At 42.5% G+C, this 20,962-nt stretch carries 21 protein-coding genes; 4 read left to right on the forward strand and 17 right to left on the reverse strand.

Going from position 1 to position 20,962, the window contains the following annotated elements; translation table 11 throughout:
- Window positions 1-8 precede the first annotated feature (8 nt).
- Entirely contained in the window at window positions 9-308 is a 300-nt protein-coding gene (locus tag OKIT_RS00145) for a hypothetical protein (RefSeq protein ID WP_007744214.1), read from the reverse strand.
- 195 nt (window positions 309-503) lie between these two features.
- Between OKIT_RS00145 and OKIT_RS00150 the strand changes: the two genes are divergently transcribed.
- The gene (locus OKIT_RS00150) at window positions 504-2,132 is read left to right on the forward strand and encodes a gamma-glutamyltransferase family protein (RefSeq protein WP_007744215.1); all 1,629 of its coding nucleotides are present in this window, start codon (window positions 504-506) and stop codon (window positions 2,130-2,132) included.
- Between the two features lie 32 nt (window positions 2,133-2,164).
- On the opposite strand, the gene OKIT_RS00155 is transcribed toward OKIT_RS00150, so the two are convergent.
- Entirely contained in the window at window positions 2,165-3,625 is a 1,461-nt protein-coding gene (locus OKIT_RS00155; protein WP_007744216.1) for a glycoside hydrolase family 1 protein, read from the reverse strand.
- A 134-nt stretch (window positions 3,626-3,759) separates the two neighbouring features.
- On the opposite strand from OKIT_RS00155, the gene OKIT_RS00160 reads away from it, so the two are divergent.
- The gene (locus tag OKIT_RS00160; protein WP_007744217.1) at window positions 3,760-4,275 is read left to right on the forward strand and encodes a flavodoxin; all 516 of its coding nucleotides are present in this window, start codon (window positions 3,760-3,762) and stop codon (window positions 4,273-4,275) included.
- Window positions 4,276-4,339: 64 nt separating this feature from the next.
- Here the strand turns inward: OKIT_RS00160 and OKIT_RS00165 are convergent, their stop codons facing one another.
- The 3 genes from OKIT_RS00165 to OKIT_RS09440 all read right to left on the reverse strand — a co-directional run bounded on the left by OKIT_RS00165 (window position 4,340) and on the right by OKIT_RS09440 (window position 8,784).
- A complete protein-coding gene (locus tag OKIT_RS00165; protein WP_007744218.1) occupies window positions 4,340-7,921 on the reverse strand; it encodes a GW dipeptide domain-containing protein in 3,582 nt (1,193 codons plus the stop codon).
- Window positions 7,922-8,191: 270 nt separating this feature from the next.
- A complete protein-coding gene (locus OKIT_RS00170) occupies window positions 8,192-8,587 on the reverse strand; it encodes a type II toxin-antitoxin system CcdA family antitoxin (protein WP_007744219.1) in 396 nt (131 codons plus the stop codon).
- Entirely contained in the window at window positions 8,587-8,784 is a 198-nt protein-coding gene (locus OKIT_RS09440; protein ID WP_036593642.1) for a type II toxin-antitoxin system HicA family toxin, read from the reverse strand. Before OKIT_RS09440 ends, OKIT_RS00170 begins: the two co-directional genes overlap by 1 nt.
- Window positions 8,785-8,954: 170 nt before the next feature.
- Here OKIT_RS09440 and OKIT_RS00180 point away from each other — a divergent pair, with 170 nt between their 5' ends.
- Window positions 8,955-9,566, forward strand: a complete 612-nt coding sequence (locus OKIT_RS00180; protein ID WP_007744221.1) for a hypothetical protein — start codon at window positions 8,955-8,957, stop codon at window positions 9,564-9,566.
- 25 nt (window positions 9,567-9,591) lie between these two features.
- Here the strand turns inward: OKIT_RS00180 and OKIT_RS00185 are convergent, their stop codons facing one another.
- From OKIT_RS00185 to OKIT_RS00195, 4 genes are all read right to left on the reverse strand, one after another.
- The gene (locus OKIT_RS00185) at window positions 9,592-10,785 is read right to left on the reverse strand and encodes a hypothetical protein (RefSeq protein ID WP_007744222.1); all 1,194 of its coding nucleotides are present in this window, start codon (window positions 10,783-10,785) and stop codon (window positions 9,592-9,594) included.
- A gap of 152 nt (window positions 10,786-10,937) precedes the next feature.
- On the reverse strand, window positions 10,938-12,188 hold the full coding sequence (locus OKIT_RS00190) for a hypothetical protein (protein ID WP_007744224.1): 1,251 nt from the start codon (window positions 12,186-12,188) through the stop codon (window positions 10,938-10,940).
- Window positions 12,189-12,339: 151 nt separating this feature from the next.
- Window positions 12,340-12,492, reverse strand: a complete 153-nt coding sequence (locus OKIT_RS09575) for a hypothetical protein (RefSeq protein ID WP_007744227.1) — start codon at window positions 12,490-12,492, stop codon at window positions 12,340-12,342.
- A 112-nt stretch (window positions 12,493-12,604) separates the two neighbouring features.
- A complete protein-coding gene (locus OKIT_RS00195) occupies window positions 12,605-14,089 on the reverse strand; it encodes a glycosyltransferase family 2 protein (protein WP_007744229.1) in 1,485 nt (494 codons plus the stop codon).
- Between the two features lie 105 nt (window positions 14,090-14,194).
- Here OKIT_RS00195 and OKIT_RS09445 point away from each other — a divergent pair, with 105 nt between their 5' ends.
- Window positions 14,195-14,359, forward strand: a complete 165-nt coding sequence (locus tag OKIT_RS09445) for a ribbon-helix-helix domain-containing protein (RefSeq protein WP_007744231.1) — start codon at window positions 14,195-14,197, stop codon at window positions 14,357-14,359.
- Between the two features lie 156 nt (window positions 14,360-14,515).
- On the opposite strand, the gene OKIT_RS00200 is transcribed toward OKIT_RS09445, so the two are convergent.
- The 8 genes from OKIT_RS00200 to OKIT_RS00235 all read right to left on the reverse strand — a co-directional run bounded on the left by OKIT_RS00200 (window position 14,516) and on the right by OKIT_RS00235 (window position 20,775).
- Window positions 14,516-15,580, reverse strand: coding sequence for a WxLIP family cell surface protein (locus OKIT_RS00200; RefSeq protein ID WP_007744233.1), 1,065 nt, complete (start codon window positions 15,578-15,580; stop codon window positions 14,516-14,518).
- A gap of 51 nt (window positions 15,581-15,631) precedes the next feature.
- Window positions 15,632-16,252, reverse strand: coding sequence for a WxL domain-containing protein (locus tag OKIT_RS00205; protein WP_007744235.1), 621 nt, complete (start codon window positions 16,250-16,252; stop codon window positions 15,632-15,634).
- A 2-nt stretch (window positions 16,253-16,254) separates the two neighbouring features.
- A complete protein-coding gene (locus OKIT_RS00210) occupies window positions 16,255-16,632 on the reverse strand; it encodes a hypothetical protein (protein ID WP_028291783.1) in 378 nt (125 codons plus the stop codon).
- A 14-nt stretch (window positions 16,633-16,646) separates the two neighbouring features.
- Entirely contained in the window at window positions 16,647-18,119 is a 1,473-nt protein-coding gene (locus OKIT_RS00215) for a collagen-binding domain-containing protein (protein WP_028291784.1), read from the reverse strand.
- Between the two features lie 309 nt (window positions 18,120-18,428).
- On the reverse strand, window positions 18,429-18,725 hold the full coding sequence (locus OKIT_RS00220) for a hypothetical protein (protein WP_007744261.1): 297 nt from the start codon (window positions 18,723-18,725) through the stop codon (window positions 18,429-18,431).
- Between the two features lie 714 nt (window positions 18,726-19,439).
- Complete coding sequence (locus OKIT_RS00225) at window positions 19,440-19,694, reverse strand: Txe/YoeB family addiction module toxin (protein ID WP_007744262.1); 255 nt, start codon at window positions 19,692-19,694, stop codon at window positions 19,440-19,442.
- The gene (locus tag OKIT_RS00230) at window positions 19,684-19,974 is read right to left on the reverse strand and encodes a type II toxin-antitoxin system RelB/DinJ family antitoxin (protein ID WP_007744263.1); all 291 of its coding nucleotides are present in this window, start codon (window positions 19,972-19,974) and stop codon (window positions 19,684-19,686) included. The genes OKIT_RS00225 and OKIT_RS00230 overlap by 11 nt, the downstream gene beginning before the upstream one ends.
- Window positions 19,975-20,178: 204 nt before the next feature.
- Entirely contained in the window at window positions 20,179-20,775 is a 597-nt protein-coding gene (locus OKIT_RS00235; RefSeq protein WP_007744264.1) for a PBECR4 domain-containing protein, read from the reverse strand.
- Window positions 20,776-20,962: the final 187 nt, after the last annotated feature.

Here is a 20,962-nt window from a genome sequence, read left to right on the forward strand (position 1 = left end):
TTTAATTATTATTTCCTGACAAATAAGCTCACAACGTGCTGCAAAGCCTGGTCTAGATAACAACCAGGCGTTAACGGCGTCTCGCCTAATAACATACGGTACACAATAATTGCCAGAATCACGAGCAGCTCAACTGCAGCGGCGAAAAAAAGCGTAAACAGTGCACCATCCAGATAGGCCTGTTTGATTTCTTGTTTGACGCGCTTATAATCCTGCTTCCATTTCAGATTCCTCTCTTCTGTCTCGGACAAATACCAAGCATTGGTATTCCCGCGGCCTGATGATCGATACACACCTCTCGATGCCATATTACTCCTGCTTATAAAAAGCCCTTAGCTGATAAATTTTGAAATTAATTATAAGACAAATTGTGAACAAGAAAATTAAAAAATAACAGATTTTTAAAGAAAACACATACTTTTATATCAAAAACATGACTATTCTACCCATTTTGCAGTATAAAGAAGCATAAACGGATATTTGTTCACGATACAGGAGCTTCATTGTCAATTTATACTAATCAGTTTAATCCTTACATGCGCTCGCGAAAGCCCGTTTACGCTAAGAACGGCATGGTCGCTACCTCAACGACAGCTGCCGCCCAAGCCGGCCTAGCGATTTTAAAACAAGGCGGCAACGCGATTGATGCGGCCGTCGCCACAGCTGCTTGTCAAACAGTCACAGAACCAACTTCCAATGGTATCGGCGCCGACGCTTTTGCGATCATTAACTTTCATGGCAAGCTCTACGGCCTAAACGGCAGCGGCCCATCCCCTAAAAGCCTGTCCTTAGATGCACTGCTGGCACAAGGCAATCACACGATACCGAATTTAGGCTGGGACCCAGTCGACATACCAGGTGCACCGGCGACTTGGGCAGCACTTGTCCAAAAATTCGGCAAGTTATCACTTTCCGAAGATCTGGCGCCAGCCATCGATTACGCAGAACACGGCTATGCACTGCCGCAAGTCTTAGCGAGATATTGGCATCGTGCCTATGAGATCTATCAAAAACACGCTGCGGCTTCGCCAAGTTTTGCCAGTCTATTTTCAGAATGGGAACGCGTCTTTGCACCTAATGGCTATACACCCGCTGCCGGCGAATGCTGGTCCAGCCCGGATCACGCCAGGACTTTAAAAGAAATTGCCGAGACGAACGCAGAATCTTTTTATCGCGGCTGCTTGGCTGAAAAAATTGCGGCAGCATCCCAAAAAGCTGGTGGCTTTCTATCATTAGAAGACTTAGCTGCATACCAGCCTGAATGGGTCGACCCGATTTCAGTCAATTATCACGGCTATGATGTCTTTGAACTGCCGCCAAACGGCCAAGGCATTGTTGCACTAGAAGCCTTAGGAATTCTCGATGCTTTCCAATTCGCCGCTCATGACAGCGTTGACACGCTCCACAAGCAGATTGAAGCTATCAAGCTAGCCTTCTCGGACTTGTTTCAATTTGTCGGCGACCCCAAGGCCATGACCCTGCCCGTTGTTCGTCTGATCAGCCAGTCCTATTTGGCAAAACGCCGTCAAACAATCACCGATACGGCTGCTCTTCCTGAAGCTGGCAGCCCGGATTCAGGTGGAACTGTCTATCTTTGTACAGCTGACAGCGAGGGCAACATGGTTTCTTATATCCAGAGCAATTACATGGGTTTTGGCAGTGGTGTCGTCATCCCCGGCACCGGGATTGCGATGAACGACCGCGGCTGTAATTTCTCACTAAATCCTCAATCTGCAGACTTCATCGGCGGTCAAAAACGGCCTTTGAACACGATTATTCCTGGTTTTCTCGCTAAAGACGGCCAAGCAATCGGGCCTTTTGGCGTCATGGGCGGCTTTATGCAGCCGCAAGGCCATGTCCAAGCCTTGATGAATTGTATTGATTTCGGCATGGATCCGCAAGGCGCTTTAGATGCGCCGCGCTGGCAATGGACTGGCGATAAAAATGTTCAGCTGGAAAGAACTTTTTCTGATGCCTTGATTCAGCAATTAATTGCCGCCGGCCATCACATCACGATCAACCCTGAAGCAAATAGCTTCGGCCGCGGCCAGATCATCTGGCGTAATCCCCAGACTGGTACCTACGTCGGCGGTTCGGATTCCCGGACTGACGGTGCAGTCGCCGCTTGGTAACAAAAAAGCCCTTTTCAGGCTTTTTGGACAGACTAATCCAGGTCATCCCCGTTGCTGGCGATGACTTTTTTATACCAGAAGAAGGAATCTTTTTTGTAGCGTTTCAGACTGCCATTGCCCTCATCGTCCTGATCGACGTAGATAAAACCATAGCGCTTGGACATTTCCGAAGTGGAAAAACTGATCAAATCAATCGGTCCCCACATCGTATAGCCCATCAAATCAACACCGTCTTTCACGGCTTCTTTCATCTGCTGGATATGCGCCCGCAGATAATCAATCCGGTAATTATCATGCACATGACCATCAGCTTCAAGCTGGTCAACGGCACCGAGGCCGTTTTCGACAACGAATAATGGCTTGCGGTAACGATCCCACATCTCGTTGAGGCTAATCCGCAGGCCGACAGGATCAATCTGCCAGCCCCAATCCGAAGCCTTTAGATAGGGATTACGTCCGCCGATAGCCAGATTGCCTAAGGAATCACCTTGGTCTGCATGCGATGTGACAGTCGTCATGTAGTAACTGAAGCTGAGAAAGTCGACAGGATTTTGCGCCAGAATCTGCTCGTCATTGTCTGCCATGTCGATTTTAATCTCATGTTCAGCAAAATAACGGTTCATATATTCTGGATAGACACCGCGCGCCTGCACGTCTGTAAAGAAGAGATTCTTCTCGTCTTCCAATTGAGCCGCCCGCACATCCAGCGGATCCGGCGTTTTAGCGTAAGTCTGCATCCTAGCCAGCATGGAACCAATTTTGGCTTTAGGATCAATTTCGTGCAGCTGTTTTGTCGCGATCGCACTAGCGACAAATTGATGGTGCAGTGCTTGGTAACGAATCTGCAGCTGCTGATCTTCAGGCAGTCCTTGATCCACGGCACCAGTCTCATGAAAGCCCCAAGTCCCGGAATTAATTTCGTTAAAAGTCAGCCAGTAGCGCACGCGGCCTTTGTAGCGTTTGAAAAGAACCTCGGTAAAACGATTAAAGTCCGCAATCACCTCGCGGCCAGCCCAGCCATTATACTTTTCGGTCAAAGCCAGCGGCATCTCGTAGTGCGACAAAGTAATCAGCGGCTGGATACCATAATGTTCCAATTCGTCCAGGACTCTATCATAGAATGCCAGACCAGCTTCGTTAGGCTCAGCCTCATCACCGTCAGGAAAAATCCGCGACCAAGCGATGGAAAAACGGTAAACTTTAAAGCCCATCTCGGCAAACAGCGCAATATCTTCCTTATAGTGATGGTAAAAATCAATCCCGCGCCGTTTGGGATACAATCTATCGCCGGTATCAGCGACAGCCGTCTGAATGGATGCTTGCGTCACGCCATCCAAGGTCAGTTCACGGCGGTTAGCGGCTTTTTGAACAACTTCAGCCGTGCTCAGCCCCTTGCCGTCGACGTTCCAGGCACCTTCGATTTGATTGGCAGCCGTCGCGCCGCCCCATAAAAAGCCTTCAGGAAAGCCTTTTGGAAAACTTGTTCGATACATAAAACACCTCGTCTATTTTATAAATCTCAATGACAGAATCACTCTAGCATATATTGTAAGCGTTTTCAATTGAGCGAAAGCTGACATTCTAGCGCACAAATCCTATACTCAATATATAAAAGCGAGGATATCCTATGAAAAATATTCTAATCGCCTATGTGACCCGCACAGGCAACACCGAGGCCGTCGCCCGCATGATCCAAGATGAAGTCGGCGGTGACCTCTTTCACGTCGAGACTGCCGCACCTTATCCTAAGGGTTATCGGGCTCAGGTGAATCAAGTTGTAGACGAAAACGCCAGCGATTTCCTGCCGCCCTTAAAGGGTGGTATCGAAGACATCGGTAAATATGACACAGTCTTTTTAGGTGCGCCGACTTGGGGAATGCAGCTGCCGCCACCAATGAAAAGTTTCCTCAATCAATATGATTTGACTGGTAAAACGGTCATCCCCTTCAATACGAATGGCGGTTACGGGACCGGCAGCAGTTTCCAAGACATTGCAGAACGCATGAATGGCAACCTGCAGCAAGGCTTTTCGACTAAAGGCGGCGAAGAAATTTACCACATCATGCTGGTCATGAAAGGCAGCAAAGAGGCTGAGACGCGCCAGCAGGTGAATACCTGGCTGAAAAGAATTGGGCAGTTGTAAAAACTAAATAGGACAAATTAAAAGCGACCATGGATGGTCGCTTTTTAATAAACTAAAATGTCAGTTAAGCCAAAGCGCGACGGTCAACCCAGAAAATTTGGTTCGTGCCTGAAACTCGGACTTGTGCGTATTGATATAGTCGCGGCTGTCTGCTGCTGCCACGATTAGTTTCGACGACGGCCAGAACGGTTACCGCACGGTTTTGCAAGTGCAGGTCTTTTAGTACAGCCATCGGTACAACTGTATCATTGCTCGTCAAAGCCGGCCCGTTTTCATACACCATATCGTTGCGTCCTTGAGGTTCGCTGATACGAGCTGAGGTTCGGAAATTAGTGACTGTCCGCCTTGTTGCATAAGGCTGGACATTCAGAGAACGAGAATCAACCCAGAAAGTGTCAGATCCGTTTGTCACCTGGACATAGGTATAGCGAAGATTGTTGCTTGCGCGCGTTGTCGTGACGCTCTGAAGAACCCGAACTGTCTGATTGCGATAATCGCCAATTGAACCATTACCATCCAGAGTAGCGATACTGGTCAGTGCCGGTCCAGCAGTATAGATTGAATCAGTGCGGCGGCCGGGAGCGATGATGGCATAACGGCCGGATAATGTAGTTGGTGCAGATTGCACATCAAAAACCGAAACAGACCGTGTATCAATCCAATACTCGTTGATACCAGCACCGTCTTGAATGTTCTGGTCATGAACACGTAAATAAGTATAGTGCTGGCCGTTGGCACGAACTGTCTCGACAGATTCCAGCACATTGACAATATGATGATTAACTGAATTAGATACCGCAAAATCATGTTGCGCATCAGGCGTCGATAAGGCTGCAGCATCCTCGTAAAGACCATCACGACGGGTGCCAGCCGCAATATAAGCTTGATAATTCAATCCATATGAATTGTGAATAACACGGGAAAACGGCGCGAAATTCAGTGCACGGACATCGACCCAATAAGACTGGTTGCCATCACTGACATAAGCGTACTGATAATCTCGATTATTAGTCTTTCTGTGAGTTGTCTCGATTTGCAGGACATGCACATTATGCCCATTGAAGTCAGAGGCCCGCCCGTTGCCACCAGTAACAGTAGTCTGCTCGTTTGTATTTGCTGGGCCAAGAAGATAAACACCATCATAAGGACGGCTGGCAACAGTTGCCCACTGATTTCTTGATTCATTTAAGATAACAGAATCGTAATCATTGGCAGCCACGCCTCGCTGGTCGATCCAGAATTCCAAATTGTTCTGATCGAGATCTTGAACCTTCAAAAATGTGTAGTAGCTGCCATTGGAACGAACTGTTAATGCTTGCCCCAACACCTGAACGCGGTCTCCTTGCAATTGCGAAGAAGAATACTCAGCAGAAGCTGTGCTCGTGTCAGCAGAAGTCAGTGCAGGGCCATTTACAAAGATGCCTTCATTGCGGCCAGGCAAATTCCTGATCGTGCCAGTATAATTTGTCGAAGTAGAAGATACAATCGCAGCTTCATAATGATCCACGGTTGCCAAAAAAGCACCAATTGCTGTAGCCGATGCACTTTCAGCAATCGCTCCTTGAGCCATGACAGAGCCCGGGATGATACTGGTCTGATCACCATTGATGGCAATCTCAAAAGAAGGGCCAAAGGTTGCATAATTATTGGCACCAGCCGCAAAATTACGGTTCGTCATGTAGGTAGTAATAATCACACGATTACTGTTGGGCACCTTGATGGCAAAATAAGAATAATTGAAGGTCCTGCTATTGCTAGGCTGTGAGCTTGACACGACTAAGCCATTACCATTCAAGGGACGGTATTGGCCATTGATCGTATCGGAGACAAAACCCAGCATCATGACGTTGTTCGCATCATCAGAGTTGTTAATCGAAGAACGTCCGATTCTTGTCGAAGTAAACAAGTAATACTTGCCATTTAAAAAGACGATTGATGGACGTTCCAACTCTTCTGAAGCTAAGGTGGCTGTAATCATTGGTGCCATAACGGTATCGACACTATTATCATCATTCAGCTTAATCAAACCGATCACAGAATTAGCAACTTTAGCAATATCGATACTACCGCTATCAGAGGCTAGCAACGAATATTGCTGATTGACAGCATCTTGAGAATCTGATGAATAGGAAGATAGATTATTTAAATCTTGGAGATGATCTTGCGTATTAATTGGCGCCGATCCTTCAAAAGCTAGGTAACGGTCAGTACCGCCACTAGCATTAGCTACGAAAATGATATGCGGATCACGCAGAGCCGTATCCATTAACGGCTGGTCATTTTTCGTCGCCTGAACCTTGCCATCATAAGCCTGCTGGTCGGTCATATACTGCTGGCCGTCACCATCAAAAATAATGTGATCGTTCAGAACTCTCGTATAGAGATTATCATTTGCATCCGCATATAAGCCCAGCTGCGCTGTGGCTAAATGCGAATAATTATCAGCAATTTCAACAGACGTGTAATAAAGCTGGATCGTATTATCCGCGTTCAAAATAGCCGAACCCGACCATTGCTGTGATTCAATCGGATTATCTTGATGGAAACCTAAACGAGGATCTTGGATAGCGGGATTAGATGCGGCATAAACATGTGCTGGTGAATTATCAGGGTTATACCCCCACTGATAATTCTCTTCAACAACATTATTTTGGAAGATGGCACCGGTTGTTTTCCACTGATCAATCGCAGCTGATGTCAAATCACGGTTGTTTTGATCATCAGCCTTATAGAAAAGATACAAGTGCCCGTCAGACCAAGTAGCACCCACGCCAGCCATGGCAATCACCACTTGATAGGTATGCCGGCCGATCCTAATCGTTTGAATCGAACCATCGGTTGGATTCTGCACTGGCCAGGAATCCCAGACATCCAATTGCGTTGGCTGATTATTGACATGGCCGGTTGTAGGGTTCGGACTTGTATCCACGGTGACGGCAGCCGGCAGATTCTGAATTTTTGTCGGATCGACCGCTGGGTAAGAATTACTAGGATTCTGCCAGTTTGCACTTTGATTCATACTATTCAAATCAGAGATGGTCAGATTTGGTGTCCCTTGGCTGCCATGCCAGTGGTCGTTATTTAATGCATTGATCTGGCTGCCAGTCAAATTATTAATTGATGCGTCCAAAAATCCTGCATAAAAAACACCATTGTCATTTAATTGTGAATAACGGCCATGAAAATATTGCGAACGGGCTTCTTGTGCGTCAGTATGGGTTAGTCCATCGCGACTACTATTCGTATTTGCCGAAACAGGTACAGTTGGTGTTTCAGGCTGCTGCGGATTGGTTGCTGGTTGAGATGCGGTTCCATTATCAGTTGCTGGTGCTTGATCAACGGTGTTTTGCGAACCTGTGTCGGCGGTGCCGCTGCTAGCTTCTGCGGTAGTATCAGGACTTGTCGTCGCCGGGCTGACACTAGCAGGCTGTGCATTAGTAGCTGCAGATTGATCTGTCGCTGTTGCTGCGGGATCTGTCTTTGCAGGCTGCTGAGTAACCTGTTCAGTTGTTGTCGGCTCTTGCGGTGCCTGTGTGCCATCGGCCGAAACTGATAGTTGAGGAGCCATCAAAGCAACTGTCGTAATAGCAACGCCAATTACCCAATTTTTGCCGGATTTATATAGTTTCTTTCTTAAAATTTGCACGTGCACCCCCTAACTTCACCAAGCATCCTCGAAACGATAACAAAGTGAATCAGAAGCACACCTTGTCCATCTCAGAAAATAGTTAGCAAACACCATTTAATTAGTAAAACAGTTGTTAATTCTAGCACAAACTTATATTCATTTACTAAGTAATTTCATTTGGAAACGCATACATTATATTTTTAAATAATTACAAATAAATCCGTTAATAAAAAAACAACCATAATCGGTCGTTTTTACACTGGCTGCCAGAAACTGGAGAAATGGCAATTAGCAGACTTTCAGTTTTTTCTCCAAAGCCTCAGTAAGAGTTTGAGAGAAATTAATTCCTTGTGCTTCCGCCCGCCTAGCTAAATCAGCTGGGATGGTTGTATTCTTTTTCACTGATACAGACTTAGTTTGTTCACGTGCCTGAACCAGATCAACTTCGACTGGGTAAACAGCTTGCTGGCCCTGAACTTTGATCTGACTAATATCAGATGCAGTTGGATAGACATCCTGGTAGTCAACAGTTAAGATGGCGCCTAATACTTCTGATGCTCGAACCAAAGCCTGCTTGAGATTATCCCCTTCAGTAAAAGCATTAGGTACATCGGGAAAGTTAACAACATAACCTTGCCCATCTTTCTCAAAAATGGCTGGATAAACGAGATAACGTTCTTTCATCAATTTGCCTCCTTGATGCTGCGAATGATTGATCGATAAGTACCAATTCGAATAGCATCTTTTAAATGACTATACGGAACCGGTATCGAACGCCTGCCTGTCTTCTTGAAAATATGGTGATCACCGTTAATATAACTTTCAATATATCCGGCTGCCTTTAACATCTCCACAACCTCTTTTGCCCGGTGTTCCACCATGTAAGACATATTTTATACGTATCTATACGTATTGTCAAACAGCATACTCATAAACTGTTAGGCTTTACGCACAGAGATAAACTTCCACTACTACATAGATCTTCTCAGCCAGACAAAAAAATAATCACAAAAGTTATTCCAAAAAGTCATTTCTGCGCTATATTTATCGCATGGATGTTTATGAAGAATTATCAAAGACAGGGTACGATCATTATGGCAGTTGGGCCCTATATGATGTGTCACAAGATGCTTGGGATAATAAGACAATCAAAACAAAAGATGTCAGCTTTGAGCCCTTCGCAAAGCAATTAGAGGATCCCACAGTACGCGCTAAGAAGTTGAACACAAAAGTTATTCTGCTTGGCCTAAACTGGGCATCAAGAGGGTCGGTTCCAGTACCTTGGGGAAACTTTCATGACTTATCTTCTCGCAGTAGAGATTATAAAATTGCTTACATTGTCAAGGGAACGCCTTATGAGGGTGCTTATATGACCGATCTTTATAAAGACCATTCGGATACAAAGAGCGATAAAGTAGCCAAGTATTTCAATAGCGCGGAAGGCGCAGAAGCCCTCAAGAAAAGTATTAGCGGTTTTCAAGAAGAATTAGACATTCTTCAACCTACTGAAATTATTTGTTTTGGTGGCGCAGTTTTTACAAATTTGAACAAGTTGGTAGACAAACATTTGCTTTATTTAGATCCCAACAAGACTAAAATTAGAAAAACCTGTCATTATTCCACGGCACGTTCGATTGACGAATTTAAAAAAGATTTGAGATAACTTCTCAAATCTTTTTTATAACAATTTATTTCAATGATCGATACGAATATTGAACACCCTTTTGTACATCCAGCAAGGGCTTGCAATTAGAGTCAGTACTCTCTTGCAATAATAATTGCCTTTTTAAACAACTATTAATAATTTGGCGGACTATATCATCTGTTTTAATATAAGTACTTACTTTCACTGGGCTAACTTTATGGTCAGTGAGAAATGGTGTGTCCCTGCGAAACGGCTTGCTTTGGAAATTATTTGATTCCGATGGCAAAATTTCCAACTTAAAAAACTCATTTTCATTACTTTTACTGTGAAATCTCTGAAAGTCTTTTTTCACAAGATGCTTGCGGCCATTTTTCCATCCTGTTTCTGAATCCGTTTTATCGACAGGAACATCTTCAGCCACAATTCTGAAATACTTCTGAGGATCTTTCGGCTGATGCCCTTTATCTTCACTTTTAGGATAAAAGAGAACCAATAACCTATTCAGAATCCAATCATTCCGCTGTACGTACGCCCAAAGTTTGCCATCTAATTTTTTCAGTTCGTTTTGGTCTTTGAAATTTTTGCCATAAGTATCGCGAATCTCTAAATAAAACTGATATAAAAACTTAGCTGTATTTTCTTTTTCAACCTGCAATGCAGAATTAAATTTTCTAACAGCGTCCGGATTTTTAGCTAACCCTGGATCTTGCATAACATCCTGTTTAATCTGGCGTAGCGTCCTACCCAAACGATTTAAATATGTCTTTGTGTAAGCTTCAGCCTCTATGAGAGCGGCATATTCCGCATCAATCTGCTGCTCATCACCATTGACCATCTTGACTTCTGCCAGCGCGGAGTGCAAATCATGAATATTCTGATCAAACTTTTTCTCAAAACTGCCTACCTCTTCAATGAATTCATCAACAAAGAAGTCCTGTTTAAGATCCTCACTTTGGAAGGCTCTGGTGTCATCATCGAGAATCAACGGAAAAGTATTGATGAAACCCAACACGCTAATGATCGAATGTTGGAATTTTAATTGTTTTTCTTCCTGCCGGACTTTTCTATAATGTATTTCTTCAAATCGCAACGCAATAACAACGCCGACCAATGCACCAACGGTCGCGACAAAATTACTGTTGAAGAAATCTAGCAAATCTTTAAATAAAGAACCGAGAGTTGCCGAAAATGAGTAACTTGAAAATAATAAAGATACTAAATAACCAATATCAACCATTGCCCCTTATATCCTCTCAATACATAGCTATAGAACCATTCATCAAAGTAAAAATAAGCCAATAACTATATGGCTTATTCTAATTCAAACATTAAAATGTGACACGTCAATCAACAAAAAAATAGTGCTTTTTATGTGTTGAAAAATGAGCTTCAATTGGCTACCTCCGGCAGCCACAAATAAGTCTTTCCGCCTTTGAGCATCAATTGCACATCTTGACCATATAAGCTAAAATCCATCTGTTCGCCTAGTTTAGGTACAGACAGCTCGGCTTGTATTTTATCAGCTAAGACCGAATCCAGCTCCGTATAATGCCAATCTTTATTAATCACGCCGGTAACCGTTGCAATTGCACCCTGTATACCATCTTTTTGGCGCTTGTACTGATCAAGATCAATCGCAAAGTGCTGGATTTGCCGATGATGCCAATCAACTAAATCTTGGTCGAGTTTCAAAGAAGGTTTTTCGTAAGTCTGAAGCAGCGAATAGCTGTAGTCGTTAGACAGTTTTCCGTTTCCAAACACTAGGGTTAATTCGCCAATCTTTTGCAGCAAGGCCAATAAAATTTGCTGATAACGAATCAAGCTCTCAAAATCATTGACCAAAACTGTATATTCCTTGTAACTCAGGTCGCTTTTCGGTGTCATTTTATCCTGCAATTCCAGGTTCACTTGTGATAAAAGCTCCGTTGCCTTCTCTGACAAATTCTGCAGCTGCAAAAGCTTGTCATTGCGAATTGTCTTGTCTTCAAAAAGTTCCTGGCTGAATTTGGATATGGACTGGACTGTGATGACCAAGGATTGCAAACGGCTTTTGAATTCTCGTTTCTGATAATCGCTGATTTCGCTGATTGATTTATCCATTTTTTCCAGCTTGCCATTGATTTCAGTCATATAGTACTGGCCAACAACTAATGAAGCAACATTCATCACATTAGCGGCTGTAGCAACGGGCAGTGGACTGGCTGCCTTTATCGGGATTAAATTTGCCATGCCGTTAATGCTATCTTTTCCCCTAGTAATGCCACGAAAAGCGCCATCCATAGCTCTTGACCGTACTAGACTCTCACCACTTTTTAAAACCGCTTTATATAAAACGTTAGTCCCTTTGCCAGCCACCTTTGCTATATTTTGTGAATTCGCCAGAGCATTTACAATTGCCGGGGTCAAAGCAGTTACTCGCGAAAGCACATTCTTATCCGTAATTTCGCGCAGCAGATTCGGCTTAACGTTTACAGTCGCAGGCAATTTGTTTACCGTGACTGCTGGCTGGTTGGCCTCTTCAGATATTACTGGCATCATATCAGAAGCTCCGTCATCTCTCTCTCGCGAACGCCGGCTATATAGAATAACAAAAGCTGCCAGCACAATCACAATTATGCCGCCCACAATCCAAGCAACCATCTCAAACTCCCCAAATCCTTATTTTGAAAATAGCTTAGCACTGTTATTGGCAAAATGGCCGCGCTCAAATAACTATTTTGGATATAAAAAAAACACCCCAAAGAGCCTCAGCCCGATGCGGTGTTTCCCTATTATCTCAATTATCAGCTCATTACACTTTAGCGAGCTTAGACATGACCTTTTTAATATTTTTATTAGTGGTAATACTCTCCAGCATTTTCTTCTGCAATTCTGGTTTGGAAAGACGGTCTTCAATAATTTTTTTTGCAGTGGTTGTAGTAAATTTAGGCGAAATATTGTTCATTTGAGACCTCCTTGAAGAGATTGTATCATTTTTCGACATCTATCATATTTCTGCCACGGTTCCGTACATATCAGGAGCATTTGCAATCGTTCCCCTGCGCTGATCCCGCCCCTTATGCCCGATAATGTCCCCTCAGCTTACTAAGCTGGAAAAGCATGAAGACAAAAGTCGTGATCGTCAGATAGGTCAAGACGTTGAATGCAGCGTTCAAATACGGCTTGACGGTCATAACAAGCAGATCCACGCTCAGCCATTTGAAATAGAAACCAACTACAATCGCTGCTGCTAAAGTCAGGACAATATACAGCCAGTTGTAACTGCGTTTCAAAGTACCATTTTCTGCTTGATATTGCATCGCCCAGCCATCGAGTTTCTCGATCCTAAATGAGTCGCGCCAGCTGGATAGATGGACAACAATTTTAAACCAAATTGTCAGCTCGGCCGGAATGGTCGTCAGTGCGAAAAGCACATCGACCCAGCGCTTGTTGGGTGTCTTGATCGTCGCTACGGTATTCAGAATTGCCGAGACGAAAATGGGCATAAACCAGATATAAGACCAGACGTATTCATTGAGCAGCAGCGCCACCGGAATCAAAACAATCAGCATCAGCCGGATCAACAGGTTAAAACCCATCAACAATTCTTGGCTCCACAGTTGACGCGCATAAGCAGTCGAGACACCGGCTTTGGTCATATACTGGATAATCCCGGCTTGCCACTTCTTTCTCTGATTATACAAACCGCGGAAAGTCGTCATCGAATCCACATAGCAGCGGGCCGAGTCGCTAATTTTGCATTGCCAGCCGACTTCTCGAATCTGCTGAGTCAGCAGCAAATCCTCAGTATCACTCTCATTTGAATAAATACCGTTCATTTTAAAGTGCCGATAAATATCCCTTAATGTCTCCGGGCGAAACATCGAACACTGGCCGCCGGCAATTTGAGCCGTATGATTATTGACTTTTTGTTTGATCGTCCAAGTCGAAAACTCGACATTCTGTGCAACGGCATAAAAACGTGATAGCGGGCCGCCAAACTTGCCATGTTTCAATAAATATTCCCGATTAGGATCATTTCGCGGAATTACATTGATGCTTTCCGGAAGCAGGCACTGATAATTCGCACTGACAACACCAGTCTTATACTGCTCTGTGAGTTCCTGATACAAAGTCAGCAGGCAATCTTTTGCCAGATAGACATCGGCATCCATGCCAACAAAGGCATCAATATTAGCCACAGCTTTTAAATGCTGATCAGATAACGCCTCGTGCGTCAGGTCCCCAAAGAACAGACGGTAAATTTGATTCAACGCGCCGGACTTACGTTCCTTATTATTGACAGTCTTGAGCAGATAAAGATTCAATTGATCGGCATACTTGGTGACCTCTTGCTCAGTTCCATCGCTGCAGTTATCCAAGGCGATAAAAATATCGAGCATATGATCCGCGATACCCATTTGCTCCACAATGCTTTTAAGTACGCCTCCGATCGTATCGGCTTCATTATGTGCAGGAATGACAAGTGCAATTCGCTTTGAAACAGTATCATCAAATATTCTATTGTGTACAGCATCTTGGTAGGTAACGATTTTGAGCATGGCAGTGTCCTCTCGAATTTAGTCAATAACATTGTTGCATTACCAATAATGTTATTGTACATTACTATTATTTAAAATACAATAACTTTGTTGTACAATTAAGGCATGAAGAAAAGAGTAACATTCGCCCTTGAAGAAGACCTCATCGTCGAATTAAAAACAATTTCAAAAGAGACCATGATTCCACAGTCCCGCTTGGTAGAAAAAGCCGTCGAAGATCTGCTGGTAGAAGAGCAAAAGAAGATTGACGAAGGCGCCTTTGACGTTTAGTCAATCTGGTCCAAAATGACAGGCCTATTTGCTGTAAACAAAAACTCCCAAGTTATCTCGGGAGTTTTTTTGTGGGGGTCATATTTCTAAAAGCAAGATATTAAAAACCTCAGCCAGGTTTCAGCTGAGGTTTTTAAAGCATTATCATCAATACAATTACTTATTTGACGTGCGTCTTCTCATCAATAAGATAATCAGCAAGATAATCATGACGACCAACAGAACGATAATCACAGCCGGCAATACCCAACTATAATCCGGCCCCTTAATTTGTTCAACGGTCGATTTATTCAGAGAACCAGCCGTTGAAGCTTTAATTTGAAAATTCTTTGAAAAATGCCAAGTCTGAGGATTCTTGTATGCAGTGGCCGTCACTTGAACGCGAGCTGTATAGGAACCAGCCTGCATGCGGGCACCTTTCAAATAAATTGGATAGTTAAGTGCGTTATTCGGAGCAATTTGCATATTGCCAATTGTCGAGGAATAAATAGGCGTGCCTTGCCCTTTGCGATATACCTTAGCCGAAACCTTAACAGACGACATCAATAAAGACTTTTTATTTAGAATTCGCGCATTAATCAAGTTCCTGCCATCCGCTTGGTTAGGCTGAGCCGAAGCCAAAGCCAAAACTGGTTTGACCGCTTGAGCCGATTCTCTTAGAATCATCGCGACAGCATAGACGAATTTATTTTGGACAACAGTTCCTTTCTGCGAGCTGGATGAAGCACTTGCTTTGCTGTCATCCTTCTGTTGAAAAGTCAAGCCTCCTAAAACAATGCCCTTGTAAAGCTTATTAGGCATTGTAATGGTAAAAGGCACTGCCTGTGACTGTTTTGCCGGAATCGTGACCGTCTTTGGATACCGCACTAATTTTTCCAAAGGATATTTAAGCGACTTATCATTTTTTAAAGATGACTTGCCATATTCGATCACACCATTCAGATTTGTCTTAGCAGCATTGACACCAACGTTGACCGTAATCGCCTGAGAGGTATTGTTCGTCAAAAGGACCGTTACAGTCTGCTTTTGGCTTGGCTTCATCTCTAGATCGAAGAAACTTCTGCTTTTATCAATTTGATTGTTCGGAATATTGGTCGAAACAGAAAAACTCAATTCAGCGGCATGAGCAACATGAGCCGATGAGAAATTAAATAAAAAAAGTCCCAAGCAGATTGTCAGGATAAAAATAATTCTTGATTGATGTAAAGTTTTTTTCAGCACTTTGAGACTTCTTCCATAATAAATTAGTTGGTTTTTGAGTAAATAAAATGATTAGTTACCACCAGTAGTCGGTACAGCACCTAATGTCCATGTGATTGAGGCAGTATAAGTACCTGTATATAGCCTATTGTGTGCAGGAATATTCAATGTGAACTTTGCAATTGAATCTGTTGTCACGCCCATGCCTTCATTAGCATTAGCGGTTAGAATATTACTTTTAGTGGTCGAAATAGTAGCATCCGTGGCCTGCACGCTTGAATCCGTCACATTAGAAATAGTACTATCACCCTTATTGATCGAGATAGTGGCATCCTCTAATGCACTATTGACATGGTTGGCATTTGCAAAGGGCGTTTCTATGTTAGCAGTTAAATTCCAACCGGCGCCAGTGCCACTAAAATCCGTGATAATGATTTGATTATCCTTATCAGCATAAGTCAGATTAATTGTCTTGTCTCCACTTGCGAGGCTATTGATATCGTTAGAATCGGCTGCTAAGGTTGATGGTACTTGAGTTAAAACAGCTTGTTTACTAGCACTGTCAAATATAACGGTGCCAGTTGTTGGCTTTGTTGTATCATCAGCGAAAGCTGCGCCTGCAGGTGCCAACCCGACAACAACAGCAAGGGCACCAGCCAATAAATTAAGTTTAATATTTGTTCGTTTAGTCATTTCTAATTCTCTTTCTTTTCAGTTCTTTTAAAATTTTTATAAATGATGACCGAGGTAACTGCAATCGCGGTAAAAGCAAAGTTAATCACAATACACTGACTGATCTCTCCTGTATCAGGTAGGACGATACGCTGCCTTGGAAGCAAAGGATTATCGTGAGCATCCGACAACTTAAATGAATTATCGGAGCCTGGTGCAATAACATAATAAGGAGTCTTAATTAGCTTTGGAGGCGGAACCGTACCTTGTACTGGTATCGGGGACCCTCGGGTGATGACCAACTGTACCCCTGTCTTCAATTCATTGGCCTGAGCGTGTGTTGCTGTGTTGCCATAAACCCATACCGTTGCAAATAACAGCGAAGCAATAAATAATTTCATAATTTGTTTCATAATTAAGGACTGTCCGTAAATGTCCAAGTCAGAGTAGCTGAATAATTTCCGGCATATTTAACAGAGCCTAAATTCGACACAACCAGGGCGTAATTTTTCAGTGGGTATTCGCTTGTACCGCTTTTCTGAATGGTATAGGACAAAGAGGTCATCGGCACACCCGTCTCGGAAAACGGCGTGACAGCCTGACTGCCCAAATTCAATAAACTCCATCTAACCGAATCCGCAGCATAATCTACCTGTTGGTTCGTAAAATTTTGGGTCAGAGCAACGTTAATCGCAATCTTTTGATTCTGCTGTCCCGTAACGGCCAGATCTTCTGACCATAAACCCTGAGCACTTTGCGGACCGCCTAAATTAATTTGGCCGAAGTTGACATCAGGCACATCACTAATCACGGGCGCGGACGGCGCAGCAGGAGTGGGCATCGTGATGTCAGACATTTGTTCGTCACTATAAGTTGAATATTGCTGGTTAACCGTATTAGCAGCTACGTTGCCATGAAATGGCTTACTTTGCAAATTGACTGTTGCTGCAGTCGCCAGAACAGCATAATTCAAGCTCGTCATGACATTATTGAAAGTAACCTGGCCCGTATAATCAGATTGGTTGGCATTATTAAAAAAATTGAACATCAAATTTTTCCCAACCAAAACCCGTCCCTCAACTTCGTTAAAAAACTGAGAATTAGTGAATATAACGTTATTCTGACCAGAAGTATCAACTGTTATGACAATATTGGTTGCATCAGAGATGCCTTTCAAAATAAATAACTGCGTTGAAGATATGTCGGCAGCTTTAATCGTGATATATTTCGTGCCGTTAATAGCATCAATGGCAGACAAGTCAAATGTTTTTCTAGGAGAGTAGGAGCTGACAGAAATTGCGGGAACGTTATTTTTAGAATATGCAGCCAAGGTCTTTGAATGTGATTCTAGCTGGTCAAACTGATCTTGAAAATTGATGTACTGTTGCTTCTTTTGATCCTGCCGAACATTGCCAGAAAAATCCTCTAATCTATTTCGGTCGATACCGGGTTTACCATATTGAAAATTCGCTTGGTAATTCACGGCATTGCCCAGAATCAAAGTACCAGCTTGACTGTGTATGACACCATTGAACGCAAGCGAAGATTGTATGTAAGAGATGCCCCTCGTGCCAAACTCCCCGGCGCCGTCACCACCTGTACTGGCTAAGTTCTTAACGGCCGCATTGCCTACTACGCTCTGCGATTGATATAAATTATTTGCGAAAACATTGAACTGACTCGCAAGGCCAAAAATACCATTCGCATTAACATTTTTAAAATCGTCGGTCCAATTACCCGCGGCTGGCAGCTGATTAGTATTCGCTAATTTTTCAAAGACCGCACTTTTATTAGCAGGGACAATTGTTTTCCCAGCTGAGAGAATTTTAGTGTTATAATTTCCTGTATAATTAATTGAGTCAAAAGATAACACGAAAACTAATACCACTGAGATAGATATCAAGCATAGAGTTCCCAATTTTACGAGTCTTGAATTATTCATATAGTTTTGTCTAAGTACACGATAAAACGCTTGTGTGAATAGTTATTCACACAGACTCTTTTATTTTACTATAATTTATGGCTTTTTCAACAATAAAGGATTATTTTTATTTCATTTTTCATAATTTATCTCAGATGCCTTTACTTGTATGAAATATTTATGAAACGTACTTACTCCGCGCCAAAGAGCCCGCCTATTAGATTATTTTCAGTAATTCAAATAATACATAAAATCTCGTATTCTCAAGACCATCTCTTACTTTTTATCGTATTTCTGCCATAGGGCTGTCGTATTGGGTACTGAGACCTTAAAAGTATCGTAAATATACTCATCATGGATAATATGGCCGAAGTCGTCCACGTAGCCGTGAAAATCCAGTTTGCCCTCATTGGTCCACTGCCTGAGAATGCGAAGCAGCTCTTTTTCATTCAGGCCGCAGAATGCTAATAAGTCGTCATAACGCATCTGATAAGCATTATCCCGATCCATATCATGGACAACATTGATCAGATCCCGCATCTTAATTGCTACTAATTGCTTATTCGTCAACATACATCTATTATACGAACATGTGTTCTTATAAACAAGAACTGGGTATTTTAAAAAAAATAATTTAAATATAGTAACTAATCTCGTTAGCCGTGATACTCTGTCTAGAGACAAACATTGCTGGTGTTTGTCATTTGTGAGTTAACAGATGTTGGCGCATCTTTAAAAACCTAGAGTTGCTGGAATTCGCTTGCCAGTTGTCACTCCTAAGACAGAAAAAATGGAACATGGTGGACTAGGACACCTTAAACGCCGAACATATTAGGAACGGACTACAAGTTGAAGTGTAGACGTTCCATTTTTTATGAAGAGAAAATATTTTTTAAAGTTCATAAGAAATAGCAATACGCCGCACACATTAAGAAACGGGCAGCGTTTTTTTGAAGAAACTTTTTTAAATCAAGAGGAACGATTTTCCTATTAAACAAGGTTTCGCTGTAACAAGAATTATTTTTCTAAACAACAAAACCGGCAGAATTAAGATCGTAGAATAAGCGTTATCATCCTATTCATAAGAAAAAACAAACCCCTATATTTCCATACCTGAATATTATTGATAAATAAAAAAAGACCGCCCTATTGTGCATGAACGAAGTTCAGAGGCCTAGGCAGTTCTGTTGATATTTATGATACATGATTTTAAAGTTATTAATGGCATTTGATGACTTTGCAACTACATACCTACTATATGTACCAATAAATGTCCGGCACAAGACTTTACTTATAATGATTTTTACAAGCCACAATAATTAAGTGGCTATCCTTCATGGCATAGACTAAGCGATCCTTACTATTGATTCTGCTTGACCAGCCGTCTTGATATTTTAAATGTTCTGGCCTGCCCAATCCCTTGTCCAGACCATCTCGATTAATTGAAAGAATGATATGATTGATTCGTTTAACAGTTTTACGGTCTTCATTTTGCCAAGCAATATATTCTTCCCAAGCTTCATCCAAAAAATCAATTGGCATGGTCAGCTATCTCATCGTCTAGAGGCCGATGGGAGTGGATACCCTTGTTATTGGCAATTTTTTTGAAACGGCAATCAAGCTCAGCTTGATTGGCTTCACTGTAGAACGGATCTTTAACATCAAAAGGCAGCCCACCCTCAACAATGCTTTTCTTAATAAAAATATTAATCGCGGTCGAAAGATTTAGTCCCAAGCTATCAAAGATGGCTGCAGCTTGTTCTTTATCCGCCTGATTCGTTTTGACAGAAATGGAAACTTTTTTATTGTCGGGATCTGACATTATTCTCACCTCACCTATCTATAGCAACACGATACACATACAATATACAGTATTATACATATAAAGTCGTCTTTTAGGCCTCTTTTAGAAGATTCCCATATTGTCTCCAATCAACCATTAACAGATGTATGACTGATGCCAGTGCCAATACCACCGCTCACCCAGGCTCCGGTCAAAGCTTGTTAACACATTTAAAAGTAAGTCTTAACCTTGCCCAATGTATAGAGTGTGCTGACCATTCCCCTGTGACCCTTTATTAGTTAATTGTCGGCTCAAATTAAGTGTGGATTTTAATATATAATGATCCGGTTCACCCTTAGGGTTCTGCATGAGAGCTATCCCCAACGTATCTTTTCTTGAACGCAGCATTAAATCATATTTAAGTTTTGGATATACTGCTGCTGAAGAGATACAAACACCTTCATGGAATAATTCATCAGCACACTTCAACGCAGACCTTTTGTACTCAAATAGTTGAACCAAGGTATTTTTGTTGCTGCCAAAAGACTCATGAGCAAAAGTCAGAAGGTCTAAATTTAAGTCGATATTTTGGTCAATCTTCTCCCAAAAACGTGCTTTATCCAATTTTTGCGCTTGATAGTCAAGCCCTAGCAAGTGCAAAAAAGAACCTTTCGTAAAATCAATGTGAACTTTGTAAAGTTTTTTTCCTTGTTTGTATTCGTACACAGTATTCTTGTTGAGAAAAGTATCTTTGAATTGACCATGCAATGCTCGCCACTCTTCAATGATGTACGCTCTAGAATGAAGATATTCTGAAACGGTAGGATGTTGATAGACCATGATTTTCTCCAAAAAAAACCGCAACACTGATGTTGCGGTTTTAAATATGTATTGTGGATTTTCTTGTGCGACGGGAGCGCCGTATTCCTAAAAAAGAAATATGAATCTTGCAGGCCTTACTGTCCTACTTTACCCCGATGGTTCCACCAACCACTAGAAACGAATGTTCCCAGAACAAGCAACCAAG

Source organism: Oenococcus kitaharae DSM 17330, from assembly GCF_000241055.1.
Taxonomy (GTDB): Bacteria; Bacillota; Bacilli; order Lactobacillales; family Lactobacillaceae; genus Oenococcus; species Oenococcus kitaharae.

What these genes read in the sequence shown, in the direction of transcription:
- OKIT_RS00145 (WP_007744214.1), bottom strand. Translation starts at nt 308, where the DNA reads ATGGCATCGAGAGGTGTGTATCGATCATCAGGCCGCGGGAATACCAAT.
- OKIT_RS00155 (WP_007744216.1), bottom strand. Translation starts at nt 3,625, where the DNA reads ATGTATCGAACAAGTTTTCCAAAAGGCTTTCCTGAAGGCTTTTTATGG.
- OKIT_RS00160 (WP_007744217.1), top strand. Translation starts at nt 3,760, where the DNA reads ATGAAAAATATTCTAATCGCCTATGTGACCCGCACAGGCAACACCGAG.
- OKIT_RS00170 (WP_007744219.1), bottom strand. Translation starts at nt 8,587, where the DNA reads ATGAAAGAACGTTATCTCGTTTATCCAGCCATTTTTGAGAAAGATGGG.
- OKIT_RS09440 (WP_036593642.1), bottom strand. Translation starts at nt 8,784, where the DNA reads ATGGTGGAACACCGGGCAAAAGAGGTTGTGGAGATGTTAAAGGCAGCC.
- OKIT_RS00180 (WP_007744221.1), top strand. Translation starts at nt 8,955, where the DNA reads ATGGATGTTTATGAAGAATTATCAAAGACAGGGTACGATCATTATGGC.
- OKIT_RS00185 (WP_007744222.1), bottom strand. Translation starts at nt 10,785, where the DNA reads ATGGTTGATATTGGTTATTTAGTATCTTTATTATTTTCAAGTTACTCA.
- OKIT_RS00190 (WP_007744224.1), bottom strand. Translation starts at nt 12,188, where the DNA reads ATGGTTGCTTGGATTGTGGGCGGCATAATTGTGATTGTGCTGGCAGCT.
- OKIT_RS09575 (WP_007744227.1), bottom strand. Translation starts at nt 12,492, where the DNA reads ATGAACAATATTTCGCCTAAATTTACTACAACCACTGCAAAAAAAATT.
- OKIT_RS00195 (WP_007744229.1), bottom strand. Translation starts at nt 14,089, where the DNA reads ATGCTCAAAATCGTTACCTACCAAGATGCTGTACACAATAGAATATTT.
- OKIT_RS09445 (WP_007744231.1), top strand. Translation starts at nt 14,195, where the DNA reads ATGAAGAAAAGAGTAACATTCGCCCTTGAAGAAGACCTCATCGTCGAA.
- OKIT_RS00205 (WP_007744235.1), bottom strand. Translation starts at nt 16,252, where the DNA reads ATGACTAAACGAACAAATATTAAACTTAATTTATTGGCTGGTGCCCTT.
- OKIT_RS00210 (WP_028291783.1), bottom strand. Translation starts at nt 16,632, where the DNA reads ATGAAATTATTTATTGCTTCGCTGTTATTTGCAACGGTATGGGTTTAT.
- OKIT_RS00220 (WP_007744261.1), bottom strand. Translation starts at nt 18,725, where the DNA reads ATGTTGACGAATAAGCAATTAGTAGCAATTAAGATGCGGGATCTGATC.
- OKIT_RS00225 (WP_007744262.1), bottom strand. Translation starts at nt 19,694, where the DNA reads ATGCCAATTGATTTTTTGGATGAAGCTTGGGAAGAATATATTGCTTGG.
- OKIT_RS00230 (WP_007744263.1), bottom strand. Translation starts at nt 19,974, where the DNA reads ATGTCAGATCCCGACAATAAAAAAGTTTCCATTTCTGTCAAAACGAAT.
- OKIT_RS00235 (WP_007744264.1), bottom strand. Translation starts at nt 20,775, where the DNA reads ATGGTCTATCAACATCCTACCGTTTCAGAATATCTTCATTCTAGAGCG.